Source organism: Mesorhizobium sp. WSM4848 (assembly GCF_055811375.1).
On the sequence record NZ_JBVVPX010000007.1, the window covers coordinates 154,877 to 179,202 of the forward strand.

General features: G+C 63.8%; 33 protein-coding genes and 2 pseudogenes. 28 read left to right on the plus strand and 7 right to left on the minus strand.

Features of this window, described 5'->3' with window-relative positions:
* Window positions 1–110: 110 nt before the first annotated feature.
* From AC0L16_RS09905 to AC0L16_RS09925, 5 genes are all read left to right on the plus strand, one after another.
* Window positions 111–770, plus strand: a complete 660-nt coding sequence (locus AC0L16_RS09905; protein ID WP_473620489.1) for a hypothetical protein — start codon at window positions 111–113, stop codon at window positions 768–770.
* A gap of 2 nt (window positions 771–772) precedes the next feature.
* Window positions 773–1,264, plus strand: a complete 492-nt coding sequence (locus AC0L16_RS09910; RefSeq protein ID WP_473620491.1) for a hypothetical protein — start codon at window positions 773–775, stop codon at window positions 1,262–1,264.
* Window positions 1,264–2,121, plus strand: a complete 858-nt coding sequence (locus tag AC0L16_RS09915) for a hypothetical protein (RefSeq protein WP_473620493.1) — start codon at window positions 1,264–1,266, stop codon at window positions 2,119–2,121. The genes AC0L16_RS09910 and AC0L16_RS09915 overlap by 1 nt, the downstream gene beginning before the upstream one ends.
* 299 nt (window positions 2,122–2,420) lie before the next feature.
* Window positions 2,421–2,786, plus strand: a complete 366-nt coding sequence (locus AC0L16_RS09920; RefSeq protein ID WP_473620494.1) for a VanZ family protein — start codon at window positions 2,421–2,423, stop codon at window positions 2,784–2,786.
* Between the two features lie 399 nt (window positions 2,787–3,185).
* Window positions 3,186–3,602, plus strand: a complete 417-nt coding sequence (locus AC0L16_RS09925; protein WP_473620496.1) for a hypothetical protein — start codon at window positions 3,186–3,188, stop codon at window positions 3,600–3,602.
* 68 nt (window positions 3,603–3,670) lie between these two features.
* On the opposite strand, the gene AC0L16_RS09930 is transcribed toward AC0L16_RS09925, so the two are convergent.
* A complete protein-coding gene (locus AC0L16_RS09930) occupies window positions 3,671–3,919 on the minus strand; it encodes a hypothetical protein (RefSeq protein ID WP_473620497.1) in 249 nt (82 codons plus the stop codon).
* Between the two features lie 66 nt (window positions 3,920–3,985).
* On the opposite strand from AC0L16_RS09930, the gene AC0L16_RS09935 reads away from it, so the two are divergent.
* Both AC0L16_RS09935 and AC0L16_RS09940 read left to right on the plus strand, forming a co-directional pair.
* On the plus strand, window positions 3,986–6,517 hold the full coding sequence (locus AC0L16_RS09935) for an SGNH/GDSL hydrolase family protein (protein ID WP_473620499.1): 2,532 nt from the start codon (window positions 3,986–3,988) through the stop codon (window positions 6,515–6,517).
* Window positions 6,518–6,588: 71 nt separating this feature from the next.
* Entirely contained in the window at window positions 6,589–7,302 is a 714-nt protein-coding gene (locus AC0L16_RS09940; protein ID WP_473620501.1) for a class I SAM-dependent methyltransferase, read from the plus strand.
* Here AC0L16_RS09940 and AC0L16_RS09945 read toward each other — a convergent pair.
* From AC0L16_RS09945 to AC0L16_RS09960, 4 genes are all read right to left on the minus strand, one after another.
* On the minus strand, window positions 7,291–7,842 hold the full coding sequence (locus AC0L16_RS09945; RefSeq protein ID WP_473620502.1) for an acyltransferase: 552 nt from the start codon (window positions 7,840–7,842) through the stop codon (window positions 7,291–7,293). The two genes, AC0L16_RS09940 and AC0L16_RS09945, sit on opposite strands and share 12 nt — an antisense overlap.
* A gap of 448 nt (window positions 7,843–8,290) precedes the next feature.
* Window positions 8,291–8,461 (minus strand): hypothetical protein, encoded by a 171-nt coding sequence (locus tag AC0L16_RS09950; RefSeq protein ID WP_292555098.1) that lies wholly within the window; start codon window positions 8,459–8,461, stop codon window positions 8,291–8,293.
* 168 nt (window positions 8,462–8,629) lie between these two features.
* Window positions 8,630–8,794 carry a hypothetical protein gene (locus AC0L16_RS09955; RefSeq protein WP_473620503.1) on the minus strand — a complete coding sequence of 55 codons (165 nt, stop codon included), beginning with the start codon at window positions 8,792–8,794 and terminating at the stop codon, window positions 8,630–8,632.
* Window positions 8,795–9,209: 415 nt separating this feature from the next.
* Entirely contained in the window at window positions 9,210–9,389 is a 180-nt protein-coding gene (locus AC0L16_RS09960) for a hypothetical protein (RefSeq protein WP_473620504.1), read from the minus strand.
* Window positions 9,390–9,503: 114 nt separating this feature from the next.
* Here AC0L16_RS09960 and AC0L16_RS09965 point away from each other — a divergent pair, with 114 nt between their 5' ends.
* From AC0L16_RS09965 to AC0L16_RS10000, 8 genes and pseudogenes are all read left to right on the plus strand, one after another.
* Window positions 9,504–10,295: an N-acetylmuramidase family protein gene (locus AC0L16_RS09965; protein ID WP_473620506.1), complete on the plus strand. Its 792-nt coding sequence runs from the start codon at window positions 9,504–9,506 to the stop codon at window positions 10,293–10,295.
* A complete protein-coding gene (locus tag AC0L16_RS09970) occupies window positions 10,292–10,510 on the plus strand; it encodes a hypothetical protein (protein ID WP_473620508.1) in 219 nt (72 codons plus the stop codon). The genes AC0L16_RS09965 and AC0L16_RS09970 overlap by 4 nt, the downstream gene beginning before the upstream one ends.
* Before the next feature lie 38 nt (window positions 10,511–10,548).
* The gene (locus AC0L16_RS09975) at window positions 10,549–10,761 is read left to right on the plus strand and encodes a hypothetical protein (protein WP_473620509.1); all 213 of its coding nucleotides are present in this window, start codon (window positions 10,549–10,551) and stop codon (window positions 10,759–10,761) included.
* On the plus strand, window positions 10,746–10,967 hold the full coding sequence (locus AC0L16_RS09980) for a hypothetical protein (protein WP_473620511.1): 222 nt from the start codon (window positions 10,746–10,748) through the stop codon (window positions 10,965–10,967). The genes AC0L16_RS09975 and AC0L16_RS09980 overlap by 16 nt, the downstream gene beginning before the upstream one ends.
* Window positions 10,946–11,286 (plus strand): annotated as a pseudogene (locus AC0L16_RS09985) (hypothetical protein). The gene AC0L16_RS09980 and the pseudogene AC0L16_RS09985 overlap by 22 nt, the downstream one beginning before the upstream one ends.
* A gap of 164 nt (window positions 11,287–11,450) precedes the next feature.
* Complete coding sequence (locus AC0L16_RS09990; RefSeq protein WP_473620512.1) at window positions 11,451–11,741, plus strand: hypothetical protein; 291 nt, start codon at window positions 11,451–11,453, stop codon at window positions 11,739–11,741.
* Window positions 11,742–12,057: 316 nt separating this feature from the next.
* Window positions 12,058–12,398: pseudogene (locus tag AC0L16_RS09995) on the plus strand (hypothetical protein).
* A gap of 165 nt (window positions 12,399–12,563) precedes the next feature.
* Complete coding sequence (locus AC0L16_RS10000; RefSeq protein WP_473620513.1) at window positions 12,564–12,857, plus strand: hypothetical protein; 294 nt, start codon at window positions 12,564–12,566, stop codon at window positions 12,855–12,857.
* 296 nt (window positions 12,858–13,153) lie between these two features.
* Here the strand turns inward: AC0L16_RS10000 and AC0L16_RS10005 are convergent, their stop codons facing one another.
* Complete coding sequence (locus AC0L16_RS10005) at window positions 13,154–13,300, minus strand: hypothetical protein (RefSeq protein ID WP_077382845.1); 147 nt, start codon at window positions 13,298–13,300, stop codon at window positions 13,154–13,156.
* A 152-nt stretch (window positions 13,301–13,452) separates the two neighbouring features.
* Between AC0L16_RS10005 and AC0L16_RS10010 the strand changes: the two genes are divergently transcribed.
* From AC0L16_RS10010 to AC0L16_RS10025, 4 genes are all read left to right on the plus strand, one after another.
* Window positions 13,453–13,773 carry a hypothetical protein gene (locus AC0L16_RS10010; protein WP_473620515.1) on the plus strand — a complete coding sequence of 107 codons (321 nt, stop codon included), beginning with the start codon at window positions 13,453–13,455 and terminating at the stop codon, window positions 13,771–13,773.
* A 354-nt stretch (window positions 13,774–14,127) separates the two neighbouring features.
* A complete protein-coding gene (locus AC0L16_RS10015; protein ID WP_473620517.1) occupies window positions 14,128–14,427 on the plus strand; it encodes a DUF1236 domain-containing protein in 300 nt (99 codons plus the stop codon).
* Between the two features lie 102 nt (window positions 14,428–14,529).
* Window positions 14,530–14,796: a hypothetical protein gene (locus tag AC0L16_RS10020; RefSeq protein ID WP_244555166.1), complete on the plus strand. Its 267-nt coding sequence runs from the start codon at window positions 14,530–14,532 to the stop codon at window positions 14,794–14,796.
* Window positions 14,797–14,833: 37 nt separating this feature from the next.
* Window positions 14,834–15,112 carry a DUF2934 domain-containing protein gene (locus tag AC0L16_RS10025; RefSeq protein WP_473620519.1) on the plus strand — a complete coding sequence of 93 codons (279 nt, stop codon included), beginning with the start codon at window positions 14,834–14,836 and terminating at the stop codon, window positions 15,110–15,112.
* Window positions 15,113–15,340: 228 nt separating this feature from the next.
* Here AC0L16_RS10025 and AC0L16_RS10030 read toward each other — a convergent pair whose 3' ends face one another.
* On the minus strand, window positions 15,341–15,685 hold the full coding sequence (locus AC0L16_RS10030; protein WP_473620520.1) for a hypothetical protein: 345 nt from the start codon (window positions 15,683–15,685) through the stop codon (window positions 15,341–15,343).
* Window positions 15,686–15,914: 229 nt separating this feature from the next.
* Between AC0L16_RS10030 and AC0L16_RS10035 the strand changes: the two genes are divergently transcribed.
* The 9 genes from AC0L16_RS10035 to AC0L16_RS10075 all read left to right on the plus strand — a co-directional run bounded on the left by AC0L16_RS10035 (window position 15,915) and on the right by AC0L16_RS10075 (window position 24,317).
* Window positions 15,915–16,634 (plus strand): GntR family transcriptional regulator, encoded by a 720-nt coding sequence (locus AC0L16_RS10035; protein WP_473620522.1) that lies wholly within the window; start codon window positions 15,915–15,917, stop codon window positions 16,632–16,634.
* 2 nt (window positions 16,635–16,636) lie between these two features.
* Window positions 16,637–17,689 (plus strand): ADP-ribosylglycohydrolase family protein, encoded by a 1,053-nt coding sequence (locus AC0L16_RS10040; RefSeq protein ID WP_473620524.1) that lies wholly within the window; start codon window positions 16,637–16,639, stop codon window positions 17,687–17,689.
* A gap of 38 nt (window positions 17,690–17,727) precedes the next feature.
* Window positions 17,728–18,678, plus strand: coding sequence for a PfkB family carbohydrate kinase (locus tag AC0L16_RS10045; protein ID WP_473620525.1), 951 nt, complete (start codon window positions 17,728–17,730; stop codon window positions 18,676–18,678).
* Window positions 18,679–18,722: 44 nt separating this feature from the next.
* Entirely contained in the window at window positions 18,723–19,778 is a 1,056-nt protein-coding gene (locus AC0L16_RS10050; protein WP_473620526.1) for an ABC transporter substrate-binding protein, read from the plus strand.
* Between the two features lie 72 nt (window positions 19,779–19,850).
* Entirely contained in the window at window positions 19,851–20,720 is an 870-nt protein-coding gene (locus tag AC0L16_RS10055) for an ABC transporter permease (RefSeq protein WP_473620527.1), read from the plus strand.
* Window positions 20,720–21,508, plus strand: a complete 789-nt coding sequence (locus AC0L16_RS10060; RefSeq protein ID WP_473620570.1) for an ABC transporter permease — start codon at window positions 20,720–20,722, stop codon at window positions 21,506–21,508. Before AC0L16_RS10055 ends, AC0L16_RS10060 begins: the two co-directional genes overlap by 1 nt.
* Window positions 21,508–22,572, plus strand: a complete 1,065-nt coding sequence (locus AC0L16_RS10065) for an ABC transporter ATP-binding protein (RefSeq protein WP_473620528.1) — start codon at window positions 21,508–21,510, stop codon at window positions 22,570–22,572. Before AC0L16_RS10060 ends, AC0L16_RS10065 begins: the two co-directional genes overlap by 1 nt.
* A gap of 69 nt (window positions 22,573–22,641) precedes the next feature.
* On the plus strand, window positions 22,642–23,889 hold the full coding sequence (locus AC0L16_RS10070) for an aconitase X (protein WP_473620529.1): 1,248 nt from the start codon (window positions 22,642–22,644) through the stop codon (window positions 23,887–23,889).
* A complete protein-coding gene (locus AC0L16_RS10075) occupies window positions 23,886–24,317 on the plus strand; it encodes an aconitase X swivel domain-containing protein (RefSeq protein ID WP_473620530.1) in 432 nt (143 codons plus the stop codon). Before AC0L16_RS10070 ends, AC0L16_RS10075 begins: the two co-directional genes overlap by 4 nt.
* Window positions 24,318–24,326 lie beyond the last annotated feature (9 nt).

Consider the following 24,326-nt stretch of genomic DNA (forward strand, 5'->3'; position numbering starts at 1 on the left):
AGAGTTCCCGCCCACCCCCCTCAGTCCTGTCGGACAGTCCGGCAGGACAGAGGGGGGTGCTGTCCCGCCGACCTTGGCTAATTCACTCTCCGAAAAAGGACCCAACCTCCATGACCCCATCCCCCCATGCCGAAGCGCTCGGCAAAGCGCGGACGGCTGCTGATTTTGCTGCCGTCATCGCCTTGCTCGACACCGACCTCAAAAATGCTGCCGCCCGCAAACTGGAACTGGAAAAGGCCAAGGGGCGTGCGATGTTCGGCCGTGGCGACCTGGCGACGGCGCGCGCTGCGCTCTCCGAGGCCAACGCCGTCGTTGCGCTGCTGGAGAAAACCCGTGAGGCGGCGAACAAGCGCCGCGCCGCCGCGCAAAGTGAAGCCTGCGTCGACATCGCCGCACTCGTCGACGAGATCAGGGCAAACGCCGCTGCCCTCGACGAGCGCTGGCGCATGGCGCAATGGCTGGTCGAGCAGCTGCGCCAGCAATTGTTCGACGCCGATGCCTTGCGCCGCGCCGTCGCCACCGCCAACAGCCAGCTCGACGCCGCCGGCGTCGCCAACCTGAAAATCAACCCGACCGCCATCCGGCGCGCCGCCATGACCGAGCGGCACGCGACAGCCCCGGCTCGTCTCAGCGCGGCAGCGATCCAGGCCGACAGACTGCTGCTGTCGCTGCTCAGCCCCGGCGGCGCGCTCGACCCGCGACCGGCGCTCGGCGCGCCGGTCGGAGGCATCGCGGCCAGATTTTCGCTGCGTGGCCGGGGCCGCGGCTGACCATGTGCACACTTGCCCTTATCGGCACGGCTCTCTCGGTCGGCGGCGCGCTGGTCGGGGGCCAGCAGTCGCGGCAGATGGCCGACTACCAGGCCAGGGCCTATGAGCAGCAGGCGCGGGCCGACGCGCAAGCCGCCGCCTTCGAGCAGGGCCAGGAACGCCACAAGCAGGATCTGTTGCTGTCGCAGGCGCGCGCCCGGGCCGGCGCCTCGGGCGTCGCCCTGTCGGGCTCGCCGACCGAGGTGCTCGCCGCCAATGCAAGGCAGGGCCAGCTCGACATCAAGGCGATCCAGTACGGCTCGCAGCTGCGCCAGAACAATTTGACCACGCAGGCCGCGATCTCGCGCTTTTCCGGCAGGCAGGCGGCGGCTGCCTCGATCTTCAGGGCAGGCGGCAATCTCGTGTCCGGCCTTTCCGGGCTGTACGACCCGAGCAGAGCGGTGACGTTCGGCAACAGCGCCTTTCAGCCGGCGCCGGGCGGAGGGCTTTACTGATGGCGACCATCCCCCTTCAACTCGCCCAGCGCCGGCTCGACACCGGCAACGCAGTTTCCTATCCCAACAGCTCGCCGGTCGGCGCCGCCATGCAGGGCTTTGGCGACGAGCTCTCGGCCGTCGCCGAGCGTTTCCGGCAGCAGAAGCAGCAGCAGGATGCGTTCGACGCCGAGGTCATTGGCCGCGAGCTGAACGGGCAGATTGCCCAGGCCGAGAAAGAAGCGATCCAGAATGCGCCGGCCGACGGCCGCGGGCTGCACGACGCCATGTATGGCCAGGTCGACCCGCGCAACGGTGTCGTCAAGCCCGGCCTGTTCGACAAGATTTTTGACAGCACCGTGCCGAAAATGCCGGAAAGCGAACGCGCCAGCTTCATCAGGCAAAAAGAGGCTTTGAGGCTGGCCGGCTCGGCGCGCATGGCAGCACAGCAATATGCGCGCCGCCAGGACTACGAGCAGGCCGAATGGTCCAAGGCGCAGGCTGCGGAACTCAATGCCATCGCGCAGAGTAATCCGGACGACACCGCAATGTTCGAGGCGATCAGGCGGAGCGGGTTCGACTTCATCGCCAAGATGGGCAACCCGGTCGCCAGGCAAGCGGCCGAAACTGCGTGGCGCAGCAACACGGCAAAGGCGCTCGCCCAGGCGATGATCGCCAAGGATCCGGGCCGCGCTGTTGAACTGCTTGGCGCCGCGCCTGCCGCGCAGGCCGGTGACGGTGAAACCACAGGCGCTGAAGGCACTGATCTGTCGGCGACGAATTCGCCCGCTTCGGGCGATGACCGCCTTGCTGATCTCAGGCCCGACGACAGGGCTGCGCTCGCCCGGCTGGCCGGCGCCTCGGTGGCGCAAAACTGATGTCCGCAACCAGGCGGCCGGGCTGGATTTTCTCGTTACCTGCCCCTGTTGCATCAACTGCAGGCTTTTTCATGGGAAAACCCAAAGTCCCTGAAATCGCCGCTGGCAATGCACGCAGGTATGTGGTCGTTATCCATAGTGATAAGAGCGACGGCAGCCTTTCTTACGACACAGGCTTGTGGTTCTGGATTTGAAATTCCCAAGCGCTGATGCGATCATTGGAACGGAAATCCACCTGGCCCGTCCAGGCTATCAGATGAAGGACTGACCCTATCTTGTTGCGCTTAGAGTCTTATCCGATGCTGGCAAGGATCGTTTTTCCGGTCACGTTGGCCGGCGTTCTCCTGCTCACGCTTCTGCCGGCGCGGTTCTTGCCGGATTTCGGCACGGCCGTCACGCTTTACGATGACAAGCTGCACCACGCCATCGCCTTCGCGGTGCTGGCGGCCCTGGGAAGCCTCGGCTGGCCGGAACACAAGGCAAAGCTGATTTTTGTCCTCGCCTTTACCGGCGCGGCGATCGAGGTTCTTCAGGGCTCGCAACTGATAGGGCGCGATCTGGATGGGTTGGACTGGGTTGCCGACTGCGCCGGCATGGCGTGCGGACTGACAATCGCCGGCTGGACAAAGAGGCGCGTTGTCGGGCGCGTCGGCGGATTGCCGTAGGGTCATGCCGTTACATCAGCCGAAGAAGGCAACGGCTCAGAACAAAAGCCCTCCGTAGCGATCCTTCGCGCCCCCCTCTGTCCTGCCGGACATCTCCCCCACTTGGGACCACTTGGGGGGAGATCGGCTGTCGCGACCACTTTCGCCAATCCTCAACGTTGCAGAAAAGGCGCTGCAGGCGAAGCTGCCGATCTCCCCCCAAGTGGGGGAGATGTCCGGCAGGACAGAGGGGGGCGCTGTCCCTCGGCGATCAAAGGTTCTGCACCGCAGCAACGCTCTCCGAGGCCGGAAGTTACCCAAACCGCCGATGTGCCATAGACCGCGCGTCCCGCGCCCGCTGAAATCATAGAGCACTTTCAAGCCTCGCTTTTGCGGGGCTTTTTTCATGGAGCAAGCCTGATGGCCCGACCCGCAACTGCCGCCGTTCGACTTCTGACCGGCGAACGCGAACCCGTGCGCCTGGCGACTACGGCCAACATCCTGCTTCATGGCCTGCAGGCCATCGACGGCGTGCCGTGCGAGGTCGGGGACCGCGTGCTGGTCAAGGACCAGGCCGACCAAAGACAGAACGGCATCTACACGGTGAGCGAAGGCGAATGGTTCCGCGCCGCCGACGCCCGCACCGCCCGCACCTTGCAGAAGGGAACGACGGTCCACACCCAGATCGGGTCGGTCAATGCCGGCCGGGTGTTTGAATTCAGCGCCGACGCGCCGGTGGTCGGCAGCGATGCCATTACCATTGCGCCGTTCGTGCCGCCCGACATTTCGCAGGTGGTCGGTGCGGTGGAATCGCTGCGCGATGAAACACAGGGCTGAAGCATGCCACCGCGGCCAGTGCCGGCCAGGCCGCGGCCAGCGCGTCCACCTCCGCCGCCAATGCCGGACTAACCGCCGCCGACGTCGTCACCACTGCGGCCAACCTGGCCGGCGCCCAGGCCGCGCGCGATGCGTCTCTGTTTGGCAAGGGCATCTTTCCGACCATCGCGGCGGCAATCGGCCTTGGCGTCGTCGGCAGCGGCGCGATCACGGCGGGCTCTGGCGGCGCGAATGGCACCTTCGACCTGGCGTTTACCGGCGGCGCCGGCTCGGGCGCGGCCGGCCGCTTCGTCGTCACCGGCGGCGCGCTGACGCAAATCCTGATCACCGCGCCGGGCTCCTACACGGCGGCGCCGACCTTCAGCTTCGCGGCATCGGCGGGATTGGCGGGCGCGGCGGCGGCGGTCGTGCTCGGCAGGAATGTCGACGTCGGCGAGTATTTCTGGACCGAAGTTTCGACCGGCGTGCTTGGACTGCACAATGTGACGGCTGGGCCTGCGGCGACGGATACCGGCGGCAGGTCTCTGCCGACCATTGATGCCGCCGTCGCGGATCGGCTCGCCAGCCGCCTAGCCTACGAGGACAGTGGCGCTGCGTTCCTGTTTGCGGAAAGCACACCGGCCGTTCTGATCAAGGACTCCGAGAACGCGGCCAAGCGCTTCCTTGGGCCGGTAGCCTCAAAGATCGCCGTTTCGAACGCCGGGGTCACCTACCGCTTTAACGCGCTCGGCTTCATGGAAGCTGTCCCAGCCAATATGCTGCGCTTCGACCACGACCCGGTCACGCTCTCTCGTAAGGGGCTTCGCGTCGAAAGCGCCCGCTCCAATGTCGTTCTGCAGAGCAGGTCCCTCAGCATCACTCACCAGCTAACCGTCACCGGCGGAGCCGGCACCTTCGTTGATGGTGAGACGGTTACGGCTTCCGGTGGTGGCACCGGCATCTATCGCGCAGCAAATTCGACGTCGAGCATCTTTGCACTTTCGGGTGGCGCTGGCGCCATGACCGGGACGCTTACCGGCGCGACAAGCGGCGCGACAAAGACGATCTCGTCGTCAGCCCTGGTCTGGGTCGCAACGAACATGACCGTGGCGCAGAGCCAGGTCGGCATCGACGGTGTCGCCAATTCCGCATCATTGCTGACGGCCACAGCTGCCGATGCGACAGTTTCCCAAGCGATCACGCAAGCCTCATTTCCCCGCGCACAGGACGCCTATGTCAAGCGCGTGACCGGCAGCGGCGCTGTCTCGATGTCAATGGATGCGGGAGCGACGTGGACCGTCATCGCGCCGACCGCTCGGTGGGCGCGGCTTGCTATCCCCAACCAGACGCTTGCCAATCCGACGGTGATGTTCAAGCTCGCGACGTCGGGTGATGCGATCGCTATCGATTGCGTTCAGAACGAGCCGGGCTCCGTCACCTACGCGTCGTCGCCGATGCCGACAACTACTGCCGCGTTTGCACGGGCGGCGGATGTCATCACCATGCCGACCTCGGCGTTGCCCGGCGATTTCTCGACATTCAGTGTTTATGCCGTTGTCTCGACCGAAGCGACCAATACCGCGACGCGTGGCATTTGGTGCCTGGATGACGGCACGGCCAACAATCGCATCATGGCAATGCTCTCGTCGATCACCGTCGGCGCCTTGCAGATGTTCAATGCCAATGTTCTGCAGATGAACATCCTGGCCGGGGCTGGCGATCCCGACATTCGTCACCGGACCATGGCCAGCGTGACTGCCGGCGCTGCCGGCTTTGGCATGGATGGTACGTTGGGCACCACCGATACCGTCTTCACCGAGCCCGCCGTCTCGATCTTGCGCTTCGGCTCGATGGGTCCCCCTGGCCTGACCCCGCTGGGTGGATGGATCGAGGAGATCATTGTCGTTCCGCGCGCTTCGGCTGACGCTGAAATCCTCAACGTTACGGCCTTCGGCTGGCCAGGCAACGAGCCGACGATCAACATCGCGCCGAACGACAGCCGGATCGAAGACAGCGACTATTACGGCGCCCTGTCGCTTTCGGCCGCCGAGGCGAGCCTGGTGCGGCCGATCGTCAGCAGCAACTATCAACACACGACCCCAGGCTGGCGTCGGCATTTCAACACCAGAGCGCGGGAACTCACGCTCCACGTCTTCAATCCTGGCCTGTCTGGGGCGTCAACCAACGGCGTCGGCGCCATCTATGTCGACGGTGCTTTCTTCCAGTCGTTCACGATCGGCTCGGCTGTCGGCAAAACGTTCGTGCCGGTCACCTTTACTTCGGTCGCCGATCGGCACATCGAGGTTGTCATGCCCTATGGTATGAGCACCCGTTTCTTGGGTGTCACAATCCCAAACGGGGCAACGATCACGGCACCGGCAAAGCGTTTAACACTGCCTCGCGCGGTGATCATTGGCGACAGCAGGGGGCATGGCTTCCAGGCATCTGCTGCTCGATACCATTGGTTCGAACTGCTTTGCCGTGCCAAGGGCTGGCAGCACGTCAACCTGGCCAATGGCAGCAGGCGCCTCAACACCAGCGCTGCGGATCGCACCGTGCTTGGGCAGGCCAATCCGAACGTCGCTTTTTCGATTTACGACTACAACGATCGCACCGACCAAGTTCCGCTGCTCACCTACAAGAACAATTACAAGGCGCTGATCAACAATTTCAGGGCACTCAAGCCGACGACCAAGCTCTATGTGATCACTTCGAATTGGATCTCGGCCGGTCGGGATGAGCTGACGTTCAAGATCGCCGACTATCGACAGGCCACGGCCGACGCACTGACCGAGTTGGCCGATGCGAACAACATCCTGATCAACGGTCTGTCGTTGACCACCAATAGCAACGCATCAATCGGCGACGGCGTCCATCCAAACGATGTCGGGTCAGCGGAATGGGCGGCCACTATTGCACCGCTGGTGAGCGTCTAGGCAAAAATTACTGGACGGCGTCGGGATGGCTGTGGCACGGTCGTCCCACCGTGAACCAAAAGGATGTCCCGATGGCTGGCGCCGATAGCATTATGTCAATGTACGACGAATACTATGCTGGCGACACTGTGCATCCCAAACGCGAGATCGCTTCTGTTCAATCTGTGGGCCATATCGACACGATAATTCAAGGCGAGGCCTTCGAAAGAGTCTTGGATATCGGTGCCGGCGAGGGGGCCGTGCTGGACAAGCTGAACAAGCGCCGTCTCGGCAAGAGCCTCGCCGCTGTCGAGATATCTTCGTCTGGCATCAAGGCGATAAAAGCTCGGAAGATTTCCAATCTTGAAAGCGTGGAGCAATTTGATGGCTACCACCTTCCGCACGCCGACAAGTCGTTCGATTTAGGATTGGCAATCCACGTCGTCGAGCATGTTGAGCACGAGCGCATGTTCTTGGCAGAGGCGGGGAGGGTCTGCAAAAAGCTCTATATAGAGGTGCCACTAGAGCATACGCGAAGGTTAGACCGCGCTATCCGCATGTCGGGGCCGTATGGGCATATCAACTTCTATACAATCCTATCGTTCGAAAACCTGCTCAAGACCTCCGGGCTGACGGTCGAGCGGGTTAAGGTCTTTCCTCACGATCTCGCCTATGAGCAACACCTGGCAGGTCGTACAAAAGGATGGCTGAAGTACAAGGTGCGGACCGAGTTCCTGAAAATTATGCCTAAAACCGCAATGCGCAGTATCACTTACATGGCCGGAGCTCTGTGCTCAAGCCACTGATCGAGCAGCGGCTTCGCCGATTTGCCTGGCAGGGTTCCCGCCGACCATGGTGAAAGGCGCCACGTCTTTCGTCACGACGGATCCTGCGCCGACGACTGCGCCCTTGCCGATCGTCACGCCCTTGAGGATAATGACATTGAAGCCAATAAAGACATTGTCTTCAATTCTCACTGGCGCGATGGTGATATTCGACCAGTCCTTCTTTCCCTGATGCCAGTCGGCGACATCGGTCTTTCGATACTGCCATCCTGTCGCGTGCGAGTTGTGATCTACGATTGTGGTGCCCCAGCTTATGATCACATCATTGCCGATTTCGATGCGTTCGGCCGCGACGAGGTGGCTCTTGCCGATGTAGGAACGCTGTCCGACGATGATCTTTGCGTCAGACCGGTCAAAAGAGAAAGCGCAGTGGAGGATACATTCGTCGCTGATCGAGTGATCGCCACGCCGTGCGGTGCGGACGCTTTGGATACTCATCTTCGTACCGGCGCCGGCACTGATCCCAAATAGGCGGCAAAGGAGTAGCGGAACGAATGGCATCAGTGCTTTCCGAACTGTCTCAGTACCGGGCGAGCGATGACCGCCTCCATCTCGTCGCAGAGCATAAGACGCCTCCAGTCGAAGTAAGCGCACAAATCATCAAACGCCAATGATCATTATTGGCTTGCACCATAGCTATCGGCACGGGTCGATCGCCTGGACCGAAAAACGTTTGGCAGGTCGGTGTTTGTCGCAGGCCTTGAATGTGCCATCGCCATGATTTGCTGCAAGAGGCAGCGCTTTGCAAGCCTGATCGTGAGGTGTTCACGCTCTAATTCGTTCGGCTCGACACGGCCTCTTGCAACGAGCTATTGCAAGTAGCATTTCGCAATCGCAGATGACTTGTACCGAGCGATCTGGTGGGTCGATAATTCGGCGTCGGTTGGCTGGCCTACCCGTCCGAAGGACATGCCGTAGCCCGCGCCGCTGCGCAGGCGAATGGCCGCGGCTAATGATGGCTGTCTTGCGGCTTGTTGTGCGGCTGGCTGTTCGACCACCAGACAAAATACAGCGAACCCACCTTCATGACCGGCACGCGGCGCTCGCGTTCGCGCCCCCGCAATTCGCGATAGACTTTTACCTTCAAGGTGCCGCCCGGCAGTTTGATGCGCACGGCCATCGGTTCAACTCCGCTGTGCAATTCAATGATGATGTGCGATGCAGCAACTAGAGAACTTCCCCAGCCGAAGAGTCAACCGCCGATGGGCGCGTTTCTTGGCTGTTCCGGAAGGGTTCGAGCACCGCCGCTCGAGGATTTTCGGGCCGTCAAGACATTGCCTGAGATCGGTCAGGATCGTCGCCCGGCTGGTCGTTCAACGGACGCGGCCGGCAGCTTGAAATACAGCGAGCCCAGCTTCAGAACCGGGACGCGCCGGCTACGCTCGCGCTCGCGCAACTCCCGGTACACCTTCAACTTCAAGGTGCCACCCGGCAACTTGATACGCAACGCCATCAGCCCAACCCCATTGTGCAATGCAGCACCAGAGAGCTTCCGTTGCGGAAGAGTCAAGGGCCAGGCATCGTTTCAGGGACTACCCTCCGGGACCGGTTTCAGAACGGTCCGGGCGCAGGCTCGCGATCGTCACCTTGGCGGGCGTCCGGACGGTCGATCCGACACGCTGCTCGGCCACCAGATGATGAAGTACTTTCCGACCTGCCAGGCCGGGACTTGGCGCTTCTGCTCGCGGCGGCGCAGCTCGTCCCTCGTCTTGATCTTCAACATCCCGCCCGGAAGCCTGATCCTTATCGTCACGTGCCCTCCCGCCTCCACAAGACACAAACGGTTCGTGGCAGCAGTTTCATCCCGGCCAAGCCATTTCGGACCAGGTGGCAAGACGGATCGAGCTGTTCTCAACCGGGCGATGCCGTCACTTGAAGAAATCCGCCATGCCCTGGAAGGCCAGGAACGCATAGATAATTGGCCCGGCGATCAGTCCGCAATAGAGGCACAGGATCACCGCCAACGCCACAAGCAGCGGCTTGTCGCGGCCGACCGCGCAGAGCTCGGCCTTCACCGTCCAGCGCGCCGTTCCTTCGTCTTGCGACATCGGCAAATCCCCACAGTTCGGGGTCATTTCACACAATCTACTGCAAACATCAAGCTGGCGCCTGCAGACATCAACCTGGCGCCTGCAAGCATCAACCTGGGAAAGGACAACACCATGGACATGACGTTCAAGGGCGCCGCCAGGCGCCTGGACGACCTCGATCTGCCAAAACTCGGCGCCAGGATCGGCGTCGGCGAAGACGAGATCCACGCCTTTCTCGATGTCGAAACCAGCGGGCGCGGCTTCGACGCCCAGGGCCGGCCGATCATCCTGTTCGAGCCGCATGTCTTTTATCGCAATCTGGCGGGCGCAGCTCGGGCCAAGGCGGTAGCGGCCGGCCTTGCCTATGCCAAATGGGGCGAAAAGCCTTATCCCCGCGACAGCTATCCGCGCCTGAAAGCCGCCTGCGCCATCGACGAGACGGCGGCGCTCAGATCGGCGTCATGGGGGCTCGGCCAGGTGCTCGGCGAGAATTTCAGGGCGGCCGGCTTCCCCACCGTGCAGGCGATGGTCGAAACCATGATGGCGGACGAGGCGCTGCAGCTGGCGGCGGCGGTCAATTTCATCGCCGCCAACCGGCTCGACGGCAAATTGCGCGCTCATGACTGGGCCGGCTTCGCCAAGGGCTACAACGGCGCATCCTATCGGAAGAACGCCTACGATATCCGGCTTGCCGCGGCGTTCCGCAAATGGAACGGGATCAAGGACTCGCCGTCGCCGCCCGCCGCCCCAGTGCAGCCTTCGGCGCCGGTTCCGATCCCGCCGCAACCGAACGTTCTTGCGCCTTCAGGGCCAAAGCACGAGCCGGGCGAGGCGGGGCGCGGACCGCTGTCCGGATTATGGGCCGCAGTGCTGGCTCCGTTGGTCGCCGCAATCCTCTCCCTGTTTCGAAAGGTAAAGCCATGAACTGGTTCAATACCAACGCCGCGCACAATCTGATCAATGTGCTGATCCTGCTGCTCACCGGCCTGGTCGGCTTCGACTGGACGCTGTTCGGCATCGACGCCGCCCTGGCGCTAAAAATCACCGGGGTGCTGGCCCTGCTCAAGATCCTGATCAATGTCGTGCGCGACGGCATCGCCGGCCTCGTCAGAAACCAGCCTGCCGTGGAGGGCAATTGAGATGTGGTTGCTTTCCATGCTGGGCGCGCTCGACGATCATGGCGATTTTTGCCGCGCTCGTCGGCGGCATCGGCCTGTTTGTCGCCGGCGGTCGGGCCAACAAGGATGCGGCCAGGCGAGCCGCGGAAAGACTCGCCGCCGTCGAGGAGCGCCTCGAAATGGACCGCGAGGCGACCGATGCCGAACGCGCGGCGCGCGATCTGCCGGACGAAGCCGCACGGCGGGAGGCGATGCGATGGGCAAAGCGCTGATTTTGTTGCCCAAGAGCCTGCTGTTTGGGGGCCTGCTGCTAGCCGGATGCGCAACGCCGGTTTCGCCGGCGCGCCGGGTCTGGTGCGACCACAACCAGCCGCGCCGTGCGTCCGCCGTCGTCGTCGCCGCCATGACGCGGCCCGAGCTCGACGAGATCAATGCCTACAACGGCAAGGGCGCCAGATGGTGCGGGTGGAAGCCATGATACAGGAGTTTCTTGATGCGCTCGGCATCAAGGCGCCGGTGGTGGTCGCCGGCCTTTCCGGCGGGATATTGCGCGCCTTGTCACGCCACCGCTACAAGGTTCGCGAGATGCTGGCGTCGCCGATCTGCGGCGCGCTGGCGGCGGCCTACCTGACGCTTCCCGTGGTGCATTATTTCCGCGCCACAGGCCTGGCGATTCCAGCGAACGACGACACCAAACGCTGGCCGCGGCGTTCCTCATCGGCGTCTCGGCGATGTGGATCTCGGACATCGTCTTCGAGGTGGTGGTCAGGCGGTTCAAGCCGGGCAGGGAGGAGTGATCGCGGCTGTCTTAAAGCGCGTCGCGTTCGACCGGGCGACGCGCTTTAGATTGTTGCTTTCATGCCGCAGTAACACTCTTGCGGGAGATGCTGGTAAGGTGGGGTGAAGGCGCGGAACCACGGGCGAAGCTGCGCGTTAGGCACGACCTTTGCGAGGATGCAGCATGCCAGCTCGCCCAATCGCCCCAATAGCCGCAGCGATCCTGATCGCCGCCACAAGCATGGCTTACGCCCGACCGGATACGCGCGCCATGACATGCGAACAGACGCAGCAGCTGATCCAGAGCCGGCGCGCGGTCGTCCTGTCCACCGGCCGCAACACCTATGATCGATATGTCCGCCAATACGGCAATGAGTGCGACTGGCCCGAAGCGCCCGTCACCTCCTACATCAGGACGCTTGACGGTCAATGTCGGGTCCATCGATGCGAGGAACCGGTTCTCGGATTGCGATGACGCGCCATTAAAGTCCGGGATCAAACACCGGCTGCGCCGCGTCGCTTCGCTCCTTGCTTCGCCCCAGGGATGACGAAGGTGTAGTAGCGTATGGCTAATCGCCAGCGTTGGCATTCCTGACGGCGTTTCCGAGATTCTTGGTCATGTCCAATATAGTAGCAATCGCTGATTAACGATTCCCAACATGCTGCGCCCACCCCGGAAACGGGGGCGGTTTTTTCGCGCCTTCCACGAGCTCGTCGGAGCTCGTCGCCATTGCCGCCATGACGCGGCCCGAGCTCGACGAGGTGAACGCATACAACGCGAAGGGCGCCAGATGGTGCGGGTGGAAGCCATGATACAGGAGTTTCTCGATGCTCCGGCATCAAGGCGCCGGTGGTGGTCGCCGGCCTTTCCGGCGGGATATTGCGCGCCTTGTCACGCCACCGCTACAAGGTCCGCGAGATGCTGGCGTCGCCGATCTGCGGCGCGCTGGCGGCGGCCTACCTGACATTGCCAGTGGTGCATTACTTCCGCGCCACAGGCCTGGCGATTCCAGCGAACGACGACACCACGACGCTGGCCGCGGCGTTCCTCATCGGCGTCTCGGCGATGTGGATCTCGGACATCGTCTTCGAGGTGGTGGTGAGGCGGTTCAAGCCGGGCAGGGAGGAGTGATCGCGGCTGTCTTAAAGCGCGTCGCGTTCGACCGGGCGACGCGCTTTAGTTGTTGCTTTCATGCCGCAGTAACACTCTTGCGGGAGATGCTGGTAAAGGTGGGGGTGAAGTGCGGAACCACGGGCGAAGCTGCGCGTTAGGCACGACCTTTTGTGAGGATGCAGCATGCCAGCTCGCCCAATCGTCCCGACAGCCGCAGCGATCCTGATCGCCGCCACAAGCATGGCTTACGCCCGGCCGGATACGCGCGCCATGACATGCGAACAGACGCAGTTTCTGATCCAGAGCCGGCGCGCGGTGGTGCTGACCACCGGCCGCAACACCTATGACCGCTATGTCCGCCGTTACGGCAATGAATGCGACTGGCCCGAAGTGCCTGTCGCCGCCTATGTCAGGACGCTTGACGGTCAATGCCGGGTCCACCGATGCGACGAGCCGGTGTTCTTTTTCCCGGACTAGTTCCCTCCATTTCGTCATCCCAGGGCGGAGCAAGGAGCGACGCGGCGCGGCCTGGGATGACGAAGGCGTGGTGGCTTATGCCAATCGCCAGCGTTGGAGATTTGGCTGCCGACCAGCAGGGAATCTCAGTGGCAATTGCAGCCTCTAGGATGAGCTGAGACACCCCTCCACTTCGTCATCCTAGGGTCTGCGCCGCGTCGCTTCGCTCCTTGCTTGCTCTAGGATGACGAAGGTGGAGGGGCTTGCGGCTAATCGCCAGCGCTGGAGATTGGCGGTTGCAGGCCAGAGGCCCCGCCCTAGAAACCGAAGAACTGCCAGCCGACCAGATAGCCAAGCGCGACAACCACCAGGGGAAACAGGGCTGGCGCCAGCCGGCTTAGAGCGGAGCTCCTTGCCGGCTCGTTTGGGGCGCTTCTTTCGGCATTTCCGAGGTTCTTGGTCATTCCGCCATAGTAGCAATCGCTGATTAACGATTCCCCAACATGCCGCGCCGCGCCCACCCGCATGGAGCCGGGCGGCTTGCTGCAGGCGGGAACCAATCGCCGCCAACCTGCTTTGGCAAGGAGGGGCGATCGTTCGCGCGGAGGAGTTCGACATGAAACCTTTCGCATTCTTGCCAATCACGCTGCTCGGCGCACTGGCGTTGGCGGCGCCGGTTGCTGCCCAGACGGATAACGAGACACAAGACCAGGCGCCTGCCGGCCACTGCCAGGCCCAGCCGCAGAATGGCCAGCAGCAGCAGCCGCCCGCCAACAACGGCGCCGGCGACAGCCTGACTGAAATGCTTGATCCCTGCAACGGCGTGCTGCTGCCGCCGCCGACCGGTGATCGCGGCATGGCCGCACCGCCGCCGGACGAGGGCAGGACACCGGTGCTCAAGCCCGGCGAGGTGCCGCCGCAGCCGCCGAAACCATAGATTGGGGGCATTGCCGGTCTTGCGCCTGACGGTACCGGCGCCGGCAGGGATTTTTGCCGTAGGGTGGAACATTAGTTATGGCTAAATGTTGTTCTCGAAGCAGTCGATATCACCCCCTCCGGTATCGCTGCTGATCGGGCAAAACCGATCGGCCCGCGTGCCTGCGAAAGGAACGCGGGCCAATGCGGCGGCTCGCGGGAACGCCAGAGCGGCGCCAATACGGCGATCGATTAGCCGCCGCTCACGGAACAAGAAGGTTGCGTGAGCGTTTCCAGAGAGGGCCCGCCGTCCCGATTGTGATCTAATATTGCCACCCGTGGAAGGCAAAGCCCGCAAACCAGACAGGAGAAGACGATGAAAATCCACCTTGTTCCTGCCGCCGCCGGGCTGGCTCTGCTGGCCGGTGTCGGCGTCGCCACCGCAGACCAGGTGATTGTCACGCCCGAGCAGCAGACGGTCGTCCGCCAATATGTGGAGAGGCACCCGCTGGCGTCGATCAGCCTCTTAGGCGTGGAACTCAACGTCGGTTCCACTTTGCCCGACACGGTTGAACTTCACGAGGTTCCCGACGTCGAATACAGATACGTGGTTGTCGACGATCGCACCGTTCTGGTCGATCCCGGCACCCGCAGGATCGTAAAGGTCATCGACTGACCTTCACCCGCCGCTCTCCCGGCAAGACGCGGGAAGAGCGGGGGCTCGCCGGCAGGCAGCCGGCCGTTGATCGTCTTCGGGGCGGGACGGAAAGGAGCTCCTATGTTGCCGCATGTCGAGTCACGCAATGTGGCCGCATCCGTCGACAAGCTGCTTGCTGAACGGGGCACTACCCTGTTGTCGATGAAGGCGTTGATTGCAGCCGTGCGTGAGCAAACCGGAACGGAGCGCTCAGACGCGGATCTGGCGGGGCTGATCACCAAAAAGGCGGCACTCCTCGGCGTTGCGGTTCTGTCCGATCTGGGCCGACCCGACTCGGCACCCGATTTGGGCCGAAGCCCCCGAGACGCCGGTCGAAAATTCAGCTAGAAGTTGTCGCTCACCGATTTGAGCCGAGGAGGCAACTGTGACGGATAACAGGCAGGAACGCATTCGCCGGCGGGCTCACGCGATCTGGGAACAGGCTGGCCGGCCCGACGGCGCACATCAGCAGCACTGGGACCAGGCCGCCGCCGAGATCGACGGTGAGGAGAGCCGGCCGAAAGCCAAGCTGGCCAAGAGGCCGGCGCTGGCAAGGAGCCCAAGGCTGCCCGACCGCGCAAGGGCTCAGCGAGCTAGTCTTCTGCCCGGAGGATCTGGTTCTTCGAAAGCGACTGTGGGATGTTGGCCGGGCGCCAAATGCTGATCTGTAGTGATCCTTCGCGCCCCCCTCTGTCCTGCCGGACATCTCCCCCATCAAGGGTTCTGCACCGTCGTGACGCTCTGAGGTAACGGCATGGATCCGACGTCTGCGCCGCGTCGCTTCGCTCCTTGCTTGCCCTGGGATGACGAAGTCGTGATCTTAGCGCTTCGGCAAATAATGCTTCGGCCGCGGCTCTGTTCGTGCCGCGGCCGAAAGCGAAATCGATCTCGGCTACATGCCGCAGTGCCTGTCGTTGACGGTCGGTGAAACCGTGCCGGGAGCCTTGTGCGTTGCATCAGGCATCGCACCCTGCGGGCTTGGCGGGCAGTTCCGGTCGGCATTGGAATTCGTGCCGTCGGGGCCTGCAATAATGCTGCCGGTGATCCCGGGATCGACCCGCTCGCCCAGGTTCGGATCGGCCAAGTTCGGATCAGTGGGCGCCGGGTCGATGACGACGCTTCTGTTGCTGCCGGTAGCCATGTCAGCGGTTGGGTCGGGATCGCTGGCATTCTGGGCCATCGCAGACGTGGCCAGGCCAGCGGCGAGCACCGACGCTGCGAGTAATTTGGTAAGCATGATTTGCCTCCATTTGTCTCCATATTTCAGTTGTCGCCGCATCGCGACTACAGAAAAAACCGCTCGGAGGGGGTGAAAGTTCCCATAAAATTCCAGCCTGCGACGAACCATCGTGATCAGCAGGGCAAACTTGCTCGGCGAAAAAAAGCCGACCGGCGACGAGCCGTTGACATGACTGCCATGTGACGGTATTGAACAGGACTATACAGGTTTACTGAACAGGTATTCCATGGCGCGTCGCATGTCGTCTCCCGGAACCGGCAAGCCCGAACGGATCGCCACCGTCCTCGAGCACGAGATCCGCTCCGGCGTGCTCGGCTTCGGCGACCGCCTGCAGAGCGAGAACGAGCTTGTCCAGCGCTTCTCCGTCAGCCGCAACACCGTCCGCAAGGGTCTCGAGGAACTGTCGAGCCGCGGGCTCATCACCACCAAGGTCGGCATCGGCTCGTTCGTCACCTTCGACGGCATGCCGGTCGACGACGCCGTCGGCTGGTCGCGGGCGCTGGCCAATGCCGGCGCCAACGCCGACACGCGGACGCTCAGGCTCGAGATCATGCAGGATGCCGAGCTCGCCGCCAGGCTCGGCGTCGAAAGCCCGTTCTTCATCGCCGTCGACCGGGTGCGCTCAAACGCCGATGACGGCCACGCCATCTCGATCGAGCGCAGCCGCCTGCCGCTGTCGCCCGAACTGGAGGACGTGCCGCTGCGCGGCCTGCGCGAGGGCTCGCTGCACCGGACGCTGCGCGCGGCGGGGCTTGTCCCCGATCACGGCGAGGAGTGGGCCGATATCGAGATGCTGAGCGCGGAGGACGCAGCCATTCTTGATTGCGCGCCCGGCGCGCCGTTCCTGCGCACGCGGCGCCTGACGCGGGCCGCCGACGGCCGCGCCATCGAATATGTCACCAGCCTGCTCAATCCGGCGCATTTCGCGCTTCACCTGGAGTTTTGAGTATGGAAACGCTGAGCGTGGACAGCGCCGAGGCGATCGATCGGGCGATGGGTGCGCTTGTCGGCGGGGCGCTGGGCGATGCGCTCGGCATGCCGACGCAGCTTTTGTCGCCGGCCCGCATTGCCGAGCTTTACGGTCCTGTCGAGGATTTCGTCGCGCCCGCCGCCGACCATCCGGTGTCGAAGGGCCTGGCCGCAGGCACTGTCACCGACGACACCGAACAGGCGCTGCTGCTCGGCCGCATCCTGGTTGCTTCAGGCGATGGTTTCGACCACACGCGCTGGGTCAAGGCGCTGCTCGACTGGGAGCGCGAGGTCAAGGCGCGCGGCAGCTACGATCTGCTCGGACCGTCGACCAAGCGCGCCATCGACGCCATCAATGACGGCGTGCCGGCCGCGGAGGCGGGGCGCAGCGGCGACACCAATGGCGCGGCGATGCGCATCGCGCCGGTCGGCATCATGATGCCGCTGGAGCCGCTCGGCGGGCTGGTCGCCAAGGCTGCGGAAACCTGCCGGGCGACGCACAACACCTCGATCGCCATTGCCTCGGCGGCTGCCGTTGCCGCCGCGGTCAGCTGTGGCGTTGCCGGCGGCGATTGGCGCGCCGCCTCGGATCGCGCGGTCGTGGCGGCCAGACAAGGCGCAGAACGCGGTCACTGGACGACCGGCGGCGACATCGCCGCGCGCATCGACTGGGCGAGGGGCCTGGTTCGCGGCAAGGCTGTCACCGACGGCATCCGGCTGATCGTCGACCTGGTCGGCACCGGCGTCGCCAGCCAGGAATCGGTTCCGGCGGCCTTCGCGGTGCTGGAAATCGCCGGTGGCGATCCCTGGCGGGCGGCCGTCATCAGCGCCAATCTCGGCGGCGACACCGACACGATCGGCGCCATTGCCGCCGGGATGGCGGGCGCCTGCGTCGGCTTTTGCCGATTGCCAAGCGAACACGTCGCCCGGCTCAAGGGCCTCGACATGGGTGAGGTGCGCGCGCTCGCTGCCGACCTGGTCGCGGCGCGGATGGCGAAAAGCGGCCGCTCCGGCAAGGACGCGGCGGCATGAGCGGAGCTCAGCCTGACATGAGCGGAGCTCAGCCTGGCATGAGCGGGCGCCTTGTCCATATCGGCAGCGCGGTGGTCGACCATGTCTACCGCATCGACGCCCTGCCTGAGCCCGGAAGCGAAAAGACCGCATCGAGCTATGCCCAGGTCGCCGGCGGCGGCTTCAACATGATGGTTGCGGCCAGCCGCACCGGCATGAACGTCGTCTTCGGCGGCCAGCTCGGCAGTGGGCCGAACGGCGACTTCCTTCGCGCCGCCTTTGCCGCCGAAGGCATCGCTACGCTGACCCCGCCATCGCCGGTGATGGACAGCGGCAATTGCGTCGCCATGATCAGCGGCGACGCCGAGCGCACCTTCGTGTCATGGCCTGGCGCCGAGAGCGTGCTCAGCCTCGGCATGATGGCGCCCGTCCGGGTTGTGCGGGGGGATTGGGTGTTCGCCTCCGGCTATACGCTGAGCTATGTCGGCAGCCGCGACGCGCTGGCCGACTGGATCGAGACGCTGCCGGCGGAAATTCCCTTCGTCTTCGATCCGACGCCTGTCGTATCAGACATTCCGCGCGCCATTCTCGACCGGGTGCTGGCGCGCACCAGCTGGCTGAGCTGCAACACCGCCGAAGCGGCCGAGATTGCCGGCCCCGGCGATGTCGAGGCCGTTGCCGCCCGGCTGCTGGCCAGCCACTGCCCGAGCGCCGAGGGGGTCGTCATCCGCGCCGGGGCAAAAGGCTGCTTCGTGCGGCTGGCGGATGGCGGCGCCATTGCGATGCCCAGTTTCAACGTCGCCGCCGTCGATACCAACGGCGCCGGCGACACCCATATCGGCGCCTTCGTCAGCGCACTGTCACGCGGCGTGCCGCCCTTCGCAGCGGCGGGCTACGCCAATGCGGCGGCAGCGCTCTCGGTCACCCGCCATGGCGGGTCGTCGGCGCCGACCGCCCACGAGATCCAGACATTCCTCAGCCAAGAGGCCCATTACCGACAGCCTGAATGACTTAAACAAGCTCGCCAACCAGGCAAACAATGAGAGGAACGAACATGCGCATGCCCAAACTGACTGCTTTTGTGACGGCAACCGCCGTCTTCGCTTCCGCACTGGTCGCCAGCGCCGACGAGGTGCATGTGCTCAACTGGAAGGGCTACGGCGCCGACGAGCCCTGGGCCATCGCCGCCTTCGAGAAGGCGACCGGCAACAAGGTCGTCAACGACTTCTTCAATTCCGAACAGGAAATGCTGACCAAGCTGAGGACCAATCCCGGCCTCTACGACGTCGTCATGATCAACGCCGCCTTCAACGACCAGGCGATGGCGGAAAAACTGATCCAGCCGATCGATGTCTCGAAAATCCCCAACTATGCCGACATCAGCCCGGACAAGGCAGGCTCGCCGATGCTCGCCCGCGACGGCAAGGTCTATGGCGTGCCATGGGTGTGGGGCTTGACCGCGCTCGCCATCAACGAGAAAGCCTTCGAGACGCCGCCGACCAGCATCGCCGAGATGTGGAACGAGGCGCACAAGGGCCGCGTCACCATTCGCGACGATGCTGTCGAAGCGGTCCAGTTCGGCGCCATCGCCACCGGCCAGAACATCAACGACATCAAAGACATGGAAGCGGTCAAGGCGAAGCTGACCTCGCTGATGCCGCAGATCAAGACGTTCTGGAGCTCGGAAAACGACTGGAACCAGATGGTCGCCTCCAACCAGATCGACATCGGCACCTATTGGAGCGGCTCGGCCGACCGCGCCAAGACGCATTTCAAGCTGCCGGTCTCGCTGGTCATCCCCGGAGAAGGCGCCGTCGCCTGGCTCGACGCCTTCTCCATCCCGGTCGGTTCCAAAAACGTCGCCGGCGCCGAGGCCTTCATCAACTACATGATCGACCCGAAATTCTACGTCGAATGGGTCACCAAGGTCGGCGCGCCGGTGTCGGCCAACACCAAGGCGGTGGCCGCCCTTCCCGAAGATGCCTTCAACCGCAAGGTGATGGGCGACCCTGATGTCGCCAAGCGCATCCAGTTCCAGGCGCCGATCAGCGACGCGCAGCGCGAGGCTTATCTGGCGCTGTGGCAGGAGCTCAAGGTCAATGTGAAGTAACGGCTGGGTGAAGTGGCGGCTGGGTGAAGTAACGGCCGGGTGAAATAGCGGCAAGCTTTTCGGGAGGAGCCTATGACAGGACAGGTCGCGACCGGTTCGAGGCGCGGATTGCGATCGGCTTTGCCCCTGCTTGTGCCGGCCTATCTCTGGCTGACGGTGGCGATCTTCTTGCCGCTGTCGGCCATGGTGTTCTTCTCCTTCATGACCGAGCTGCCGCTGTCGGGAGCGGCGTGGTCGTTCACGCTGGACAACTACGCCAGCTTCTTCTCGCAGCCGCTGTATCTGACGCTGCTGCTGGCCTCGCTCCGGCTCGGGCTCGAGGTGACGCTGTGGTGCGTCGTCATCGGCTATCCCGCGGCCTATGTGCTGGCCAAGGTGTTCAGGGGACGCAGCCGCGAGGCGATCTTCCTGCTCGTCATCCTGCCGTTCTGGTCGAACGGCCTGGTGCGCATCTTCTCCTGGGCGATGGTGCTGCGCGAAGGCGGCATTCTCGACACCGCGCTCAACGCCGTGCTGCCGTTCAAGATCAACATCGACCTGATGTATTCCTATCCGGCCGTCATCATCGGCCTGGTGCACTCCTACGTGCCCTATATGGTGCTGACCTGTTACCTGACGCTGCAGGCCATCGACGATTCGCTGATCGAGGCGGGACGCTCGCTCGGCGCCTCGCGGCTGCAGATGCTGAAACGGGTGATCATTCCGCTGTCGATGCCGGGGCTGGTCGCCGGTGCGGCGCTGATCTTCGTTCCCGTCGTCGGCTCGTTCATGGAACCGCGTATCCTCGGCGGCCGCACCGGCACTTTTTACGGGACGGTCATCGAGGACCAGTTCGTCGCCGTGTTCAACTGGCCGCTTGGTGCGGCGCTGTCCTTCATCCTGCTGGCCGTCGTTCTGGTCATCCTGGCGCTGGCGTCGCCGGTGCTGAAGAGGGCCGCATGATGGCGACGACGCGTATCCTGGAATGGTGTGGGCGCCTCTACATCTGGCTGCTGCTCGCCTTCCTCTACCTGCCTGTCATCATCATGGCGCTGATGTCGTTCAACGTCTCGCCCTTCTACCAGTTGCCGTTCGAATGGACGACCGAGTGGTACGTTTCGTTGCGGCAGAACGATCAACTGATCTCGGCCACCTGGAACAGCATGGAGATCGCCATCATCACCACCATCATCGCCACGGTGCTCGGCTCGGCGGCATCGCTGGCGCTCTATCGCCATGAATTTCGCGGCAAGAAAGTTTTGCAAGCGCTGCTGTTTCCACCGATCGCCATTCCGTGGCTGATCACCGGCACGGCGATGCTGATCTTCTTCTTCGGCATCGGCATCGGGCGCGGGCTGTTCGCGATCCTGCTCGGCCATGTGGCGCTGGCGCTGCCCTATGTCATCGTCGTCGTCTCGGCCCGCCTGCAGACCTTTGCGCCGGAGCTGGAGGAAGCGGCGCGTTCGCTCGGCGCCAACCAGTGGCAGGTGACTTCGCGCGTGACTCTGCCCTGGATCATGCCGGGCGTCATCGCCGGCGGGCTGTTCGCCTTTGCCGTGTCGTTCGACCAGTTCGTGGTCTCCTACTTCCTGTCGACGCCGGGCCAGACGACCTTGCCGGTCGAGATCTACGCCGCGATCCGCAAGGGTTTTTCGCCGGAGATCAATGCCGTCTCGACGATCATCATCGTCGTCTCGATGGCGCTGATGCTGCTCACGGCACGGTTCTTCAAATTCGGCGGAGAGAAATAATGGCCGGCGTGCAGGTAGCGAATTTGTCGCGCAGTTTTGGCGCGCACAAGGCACTGGATGATGTCTCGATCGATTTCGCCGATGGCGGCTTCTACGCACTGCTCGGGCCGTCGGGCAGCGGCAAGACCACGCTCTTGCGCCAGATCGCCGGCTTCGATTTCCCCGACTCCGGCCGCATCGCCATCGGCGGCGAGAGCGTCGAGCGGGTGCCGGTCGAGAGGCGGCGCATCGGCATGGTGTTCCAGAACTATGCGCTGTTTCCCAATATGAGCGTCGCCGACAATGTCGGCTTCGGCCTGTCGGTGCGCGGGCAAGCCAAGCCAACGATAGAAAGCGAGGTGCAGCGCGCGCTCGACCTGGTGCAGCTCGGCAAGCTCGGCGCCCGGCGCCCGCACCAGCTGTCCGGCGGCCAGCGCCAACGGGTGGCGCTCGCCCGCGCCATCGTCACCAAGCCGCGCGTGCTTCTGCTCGACGAGCCGCTCGGCGCGCTCGACAAGGCGCTGCGCGTCGACATGCAGATCGAGCTGAAACGCATCCAGCGCGAGATCGGCATCACCACCATCTTCGTCACCCACGACCAGGAAGAAGCGCTGACGATGAGCGACCGCATCGGCATCCTGCGCGACGGTCGGCTGGTGCAGGAAGGACCGCCGGAGGAGATCTACGACAGCCCGAAGAGCGAGTTCGCCGCCACCTTCCTCGGCGACGCCAACATCTTTCGCGGCGAGACCACCGGCACCGGCATCCGCTTGCCCGACGGCACGGCGATCGCCGCCGGGGCAGGCGCGGCGCTTGCCGCCGGCGCCAAGGCCAGCTGCGCGGTGCGGCCCGAACGCATCCGCATTGGCACCGATTCAGGGACGTCTGATCCGAACGCCAATATGCTCCGGGGCCAGGTTTCCAAGCGCATCTTCGCCGGCAACAACAGCACCTATTTCGTCGAACGCGACGGGCAAACGCTCAAGGTCATCGTGCAGAACACAGGCGTTGAAAGGTTGGCGGAGGGGCAAGAAGTGGTGCTGCGCTGGTCGCCGGAGAGCACGGTGCTGATCGCGGCCGGCTAGTAAAAGCTGGCGATCCGTCCTACCTGTCCCGCTATCGTTCGAGCAAAAATGGGGCGCCGGAGCATGCCGATGATGCTGGAATTGACGGCCGAAGACCAGTCGATGCTCGACGGCGAGCACGGCCCGGCCGTGGCCGCCGCGATGAAAATACTGGTCGCCTTTTCCAACGCAGTCGGCGCGCGCAAATTGTTGGACATTGCCGGGGCGCATATCGATGGCTGCCTCTATCACGGCCAGGCCAGCCTCGATTTCGTCGAAAGGCTGGTCGAGGGCGGCGGCCGCGTTGGGGTACCGACGACACTCAATGTCGGTTCCTTCGACCTTATCCATCCCGGGCTGGTGAAGATGCCGGCGGCGGAGGAAGTGCCGGCGCGGCGGCTGATGAAGGCGCATCTGGAGCTCGGCTGCCAGGCGACCTTCACCTGCGCGCCCTATCAGACGCGGTTCCGGCCGGTCTTTGGCGAGCAGATCGCCTGGGGCGAGTCCAACGCCATCGTCTTTGCCAATTCGGTGATCGGTGCGCGGACCAACCGCTATGGCGATTTCATCGATCTGTGCTGCGCGATGACCGGGCGCGCGCCGGCCTGGGGGCTGCATTTGACCAATAATCGGCGCGGCCAGATGCTGTTCGAGCTGACCGGTTCTTTCGAACCTGCCGATGCCCTGTTCGTCGGCGTCGGGCTTATTGTCGGGCAACGGAGCGACGACCGCATTCCGGTGATATCGGGCCTGCCGCAGCCGCGCGACGAGGATCAGTTGAAGGCGCTTGGCGCGGCGGCGGCAACGACGGGTGCGGTGGCGCTGTTTCATGCGGTCGGCATCACACCGGAAGCAAGGACGCTCGACGAGGCATTTCGCGGCATGGTGCCGGAGGCGACGATCCGGATCTGCCGGGCCGACATCGACCAGGCGCTGGCAAAACTGTCGAGCGTCCCCGACGGCGCGCCGCTTGCGGCCGTATCGCTCGGCACGCCGCATTTCTCCCACGACGAGTGGACGCGCCTGCTGCCGATGCTGCGCGAGGTCGCGCCGGCCAGGGGCATCCCGATCTACGTCAACACCGGGCGCGCCACTTTCAAGAGATTGCAGGACGAGGGCGAACTGGACGATGCGGAAAAGTTCAACCTCATTCCGGTTACGGATACCTGCACCTATGTCACCTCGATTATCGAGCGTCTCGACGGCGTGGTGATGACCAATTCCGGCAAATGGGCGCATTATGCGCCCGGGAATATCAGCGTGTCGGTGGCCTTCGGCGACCTGGAAGACTGCGTTCGCTCGGCCGCTGCCGGGCGCGTCGTGCGAGGCGCGCGATGAGCCAACAGGACAGTCGAGCGCTGAACAGAGTTGGCACGTTCCAGCTTGCCGGCAAGGCGCAAGGATCGGCGCTGGTACTGTCGCATGCACTCAGCTTCTGGGGCGGCGTCGATGCCGAAACGGGCGACATCATCGACCGTTCGCACCCGGGCGGCAACGTCGCCGGCAAGATCCTGGTGATGGCATCCGGGCGGGGGTCGTCGTCCTCGTCGTCGGTTCTGGCAGAGGCGATCCGCCGGGGCACGGCGCCGGCCGGCATCATCCTGGAGCGGCCCGATCCGATCCTGGCCGTCGGCGCCATCGTCGCCGAGTTCCTCTATGAAATCAGCATGCCGCTGGTCGTCTGCGACATATCAGGCATTGTCTCCGGCGACCGGATCGCGATCGGCCTCGGCGAGGGTGCGCAAGCGATCGTGAGCAAGCTCTAGGGCCGTGTT

Bases quoted from the DNA above. Each gene is read 5' to 3' on its own strand.
- AC0L16_RS09970 (WP_473620508.1), top strand. From the start codon at position 10,292: ATGAACTGGTTCAATACCAACGCCGCGCACAATCTGATCAATGTGCTG.
- AC0L16_RS09965 (WP_473620506.1), top strand. From the start codon at position 9,504: ATGGACATGACGTTCAAGGGCGCCGCCAGGCGCCTGGACGACCTCGAT.
- AC0L16_RS09960 (WP_473620504.1), bottom strand. From the start codon at position 9,389: ATGTCGCAAGACGAAGGAACGGCGCGCTGGACGGTGAAGGCCGAGCTC.
- AC0L16_RS09945 (WP_473620502.1), bottom strand. From the start codon at position 7,842: ATGCCATTCGTTCCGCTACTCCTTTGCCGCCTATTTGGGATCAGTGCC.
- AC0L16_RS10015 (WP_473620517.1), top strand. From the start codon at position 14,128: ATGAAAATCCACCTTGTTCCTGCCGCCGCCGGGCTGGCTCTGCTGGCC.
- AC0L16_RS09950 (WP_292555098.1), bottom strand. From the start codon at position 8,461: ATGGCCGTGCGCATCAAACTGCCGGGCGGCACCTTGAAGGTAAAAGTC.
- AC0L16_RS10065 (WP_473620528.1), top strand. From the start codon at position 21,508: ATGGCCGGCGTGCAGGTAGCGAATTTGTCGCGCAGTTTTGGCGCGCAC.
- AC0L16_RS10075 (WP_473620530.1), top strand. From the start codon at position 23,886: ATGAGCCAACAGGACAGTCGAGCGCTGAACAGAGTTGGCACGTTCCAG.
- AC0L16_RS10050 (WP_473620526.1), top strand. From the start codon at position 18,723: ATGCGCATGCCCAAACTGACTGCTTTTGTGACGGCAACCGCCGTCTTC.
- AC0L16_RS09925 (WP_473620496.1), top strand. From the start codon at position 3,186: ATGGCCCGACCCGCAACTGCCGCCGTTCGACTTCTGACCGGCGAACGC.
- AC0L16_RS10020 (WP_244555166.1), top strand. From the start codon at position 14,530: ATGTTGCCGCATGTCGAGTCACGCAATGTGGCCGCATCCGTCGACAAG.
- AC0L16_RS10035 (WP_473620522.1), top strand. From the start codon at position 15,915: ATGGCGCGTCGCATGTCGTCTCCCGGAACCGGCAAGCCCGAACGGATC.
- AC0L16_RS09915 (WP_473620493.1), top strand. From the start codon at position 1,264: ATGGCGACCATCCCCCTTCAACTCGCCCAGCGCCGGCTCGACACCGGC.
- AC0L16_RS09990 (WP_473620512.1), top strand. From the start codon at position 11,451: ATGCCAGCTCGCCCAATCGCCCCAATAGCCGCAGCGATCCTGATCGCC.
- AC0L16_RS10040 (WP_473620524.1), top strand. From the start codon at position 16,637: ATGGAAACGCTGAGCGTGGACAGCGCCGAGGCGATCGATCGGGCGATG.
- AC0L16_RS09955 (WP_473620503.1), bottom strand. From the start codon at position 8,794: ATGGCGTTGCGTATCAAGTTGCCGGGTGGCACCTTGAAGTTGAAGGTG.
- AC0L16_RS10010 (WP_473620515.1), top strand. From the start codon at position 13,453: ATGAAACCTTTCGCATTCTTGCCAATCACGCTGCTCGGCGCACTGGCG.
- AC0L16_RS10060 (WP_473620570.1), top strand. From the start codon at position 20,720: ATGGCGACGACGCGTATCCTGGAATGGTGTGGGCGCCTCTACATCTGG.
- AC0L16_RS10055 (WP_473620527.1), top strand. From the start codon at position 19,851: ATGACAGGACAGGTCGCGACCGGTTCGAGGCGCGGATTGCGATCGGCT.
- AC0L16_RS10030 (WP_473620520.1), bottom strand. From the start codon at position 15,685: ATGCTTACCAAATTACTCGCAGCGTCGGTGCTCGCCGCTGGCCTGGCC.
- AC0L16_RS10045 (WP_473620525.1), top strand. From the start codon at position 17,728: ATGAGCGGGCGCCTTGTCCATATCGGCAGCGCGGTGGTCGACCATGTC.
- AC0L16_RS09975 (WP_473620509.1), top strand. From the start codon at position 10,549: ATGGCGATTTTTGCCGCGCTCGTCGGCGGCATCGGCCTGTTTGTCGCC.
- AC0L16_RS10070 (WP_473620529.1), top strand. From the start codon at position 22,642: ATGATGCTGGAATTGACGGCCGAAGACCAGTCGATGCTCGACGGCGAG.
- AC0L16_RS09920 (WP_473620494.1), top strand. From the start codon at position 2,421: ATGCTGGCAAGGATCGTTTTTCCGGTCACGTTGGCCGGCGTTCTCCTG.
- AC0L16_RS09940 (WP_473620501.1), top strand. From the start codon at position 6,589: ATGGCTGGCGCCGATAGCATTATGTCAATGTACGACGAATACTATGCT.
- AC0L16_RS10005 (WP_077382845.1), bottom strand. From the start codon at position 13,300: ATGACCAAGAACCTCGGAAATGCCGAAAGAAGCGCCCCAAACGAGCCG.
- AC0L16_RS09905 (WP_473620489.1), top strand. From the start codon at position 111: ATGACCCCATCCCCCCATGCCGAAGCGCTCGGCAAAGCGCGGACGGCT.
- AC0L16_RS09910 (WP_473620491.1), top strand. From the start codon at position 773: ATGTGCACACTTGCCCTTATCGGCACGGCTCTCTCGGTCGGCGGCGCG.
- AC0L16_RS09980 (WP_473620511.1), top strand. From the start codon at position 10,746: ATGGGCAAAGCGCTGATTTTGTTGCCCAAGAGCCTGCTGTTTGGGGGC.
- AC0L16_RS10000 (WP_473620513.1), top strand. From the start codon at position 12,564: ATGCCAGCTCGCCCAATCGTCCCGACAGCCGCAGCGATCCTGATCGCC.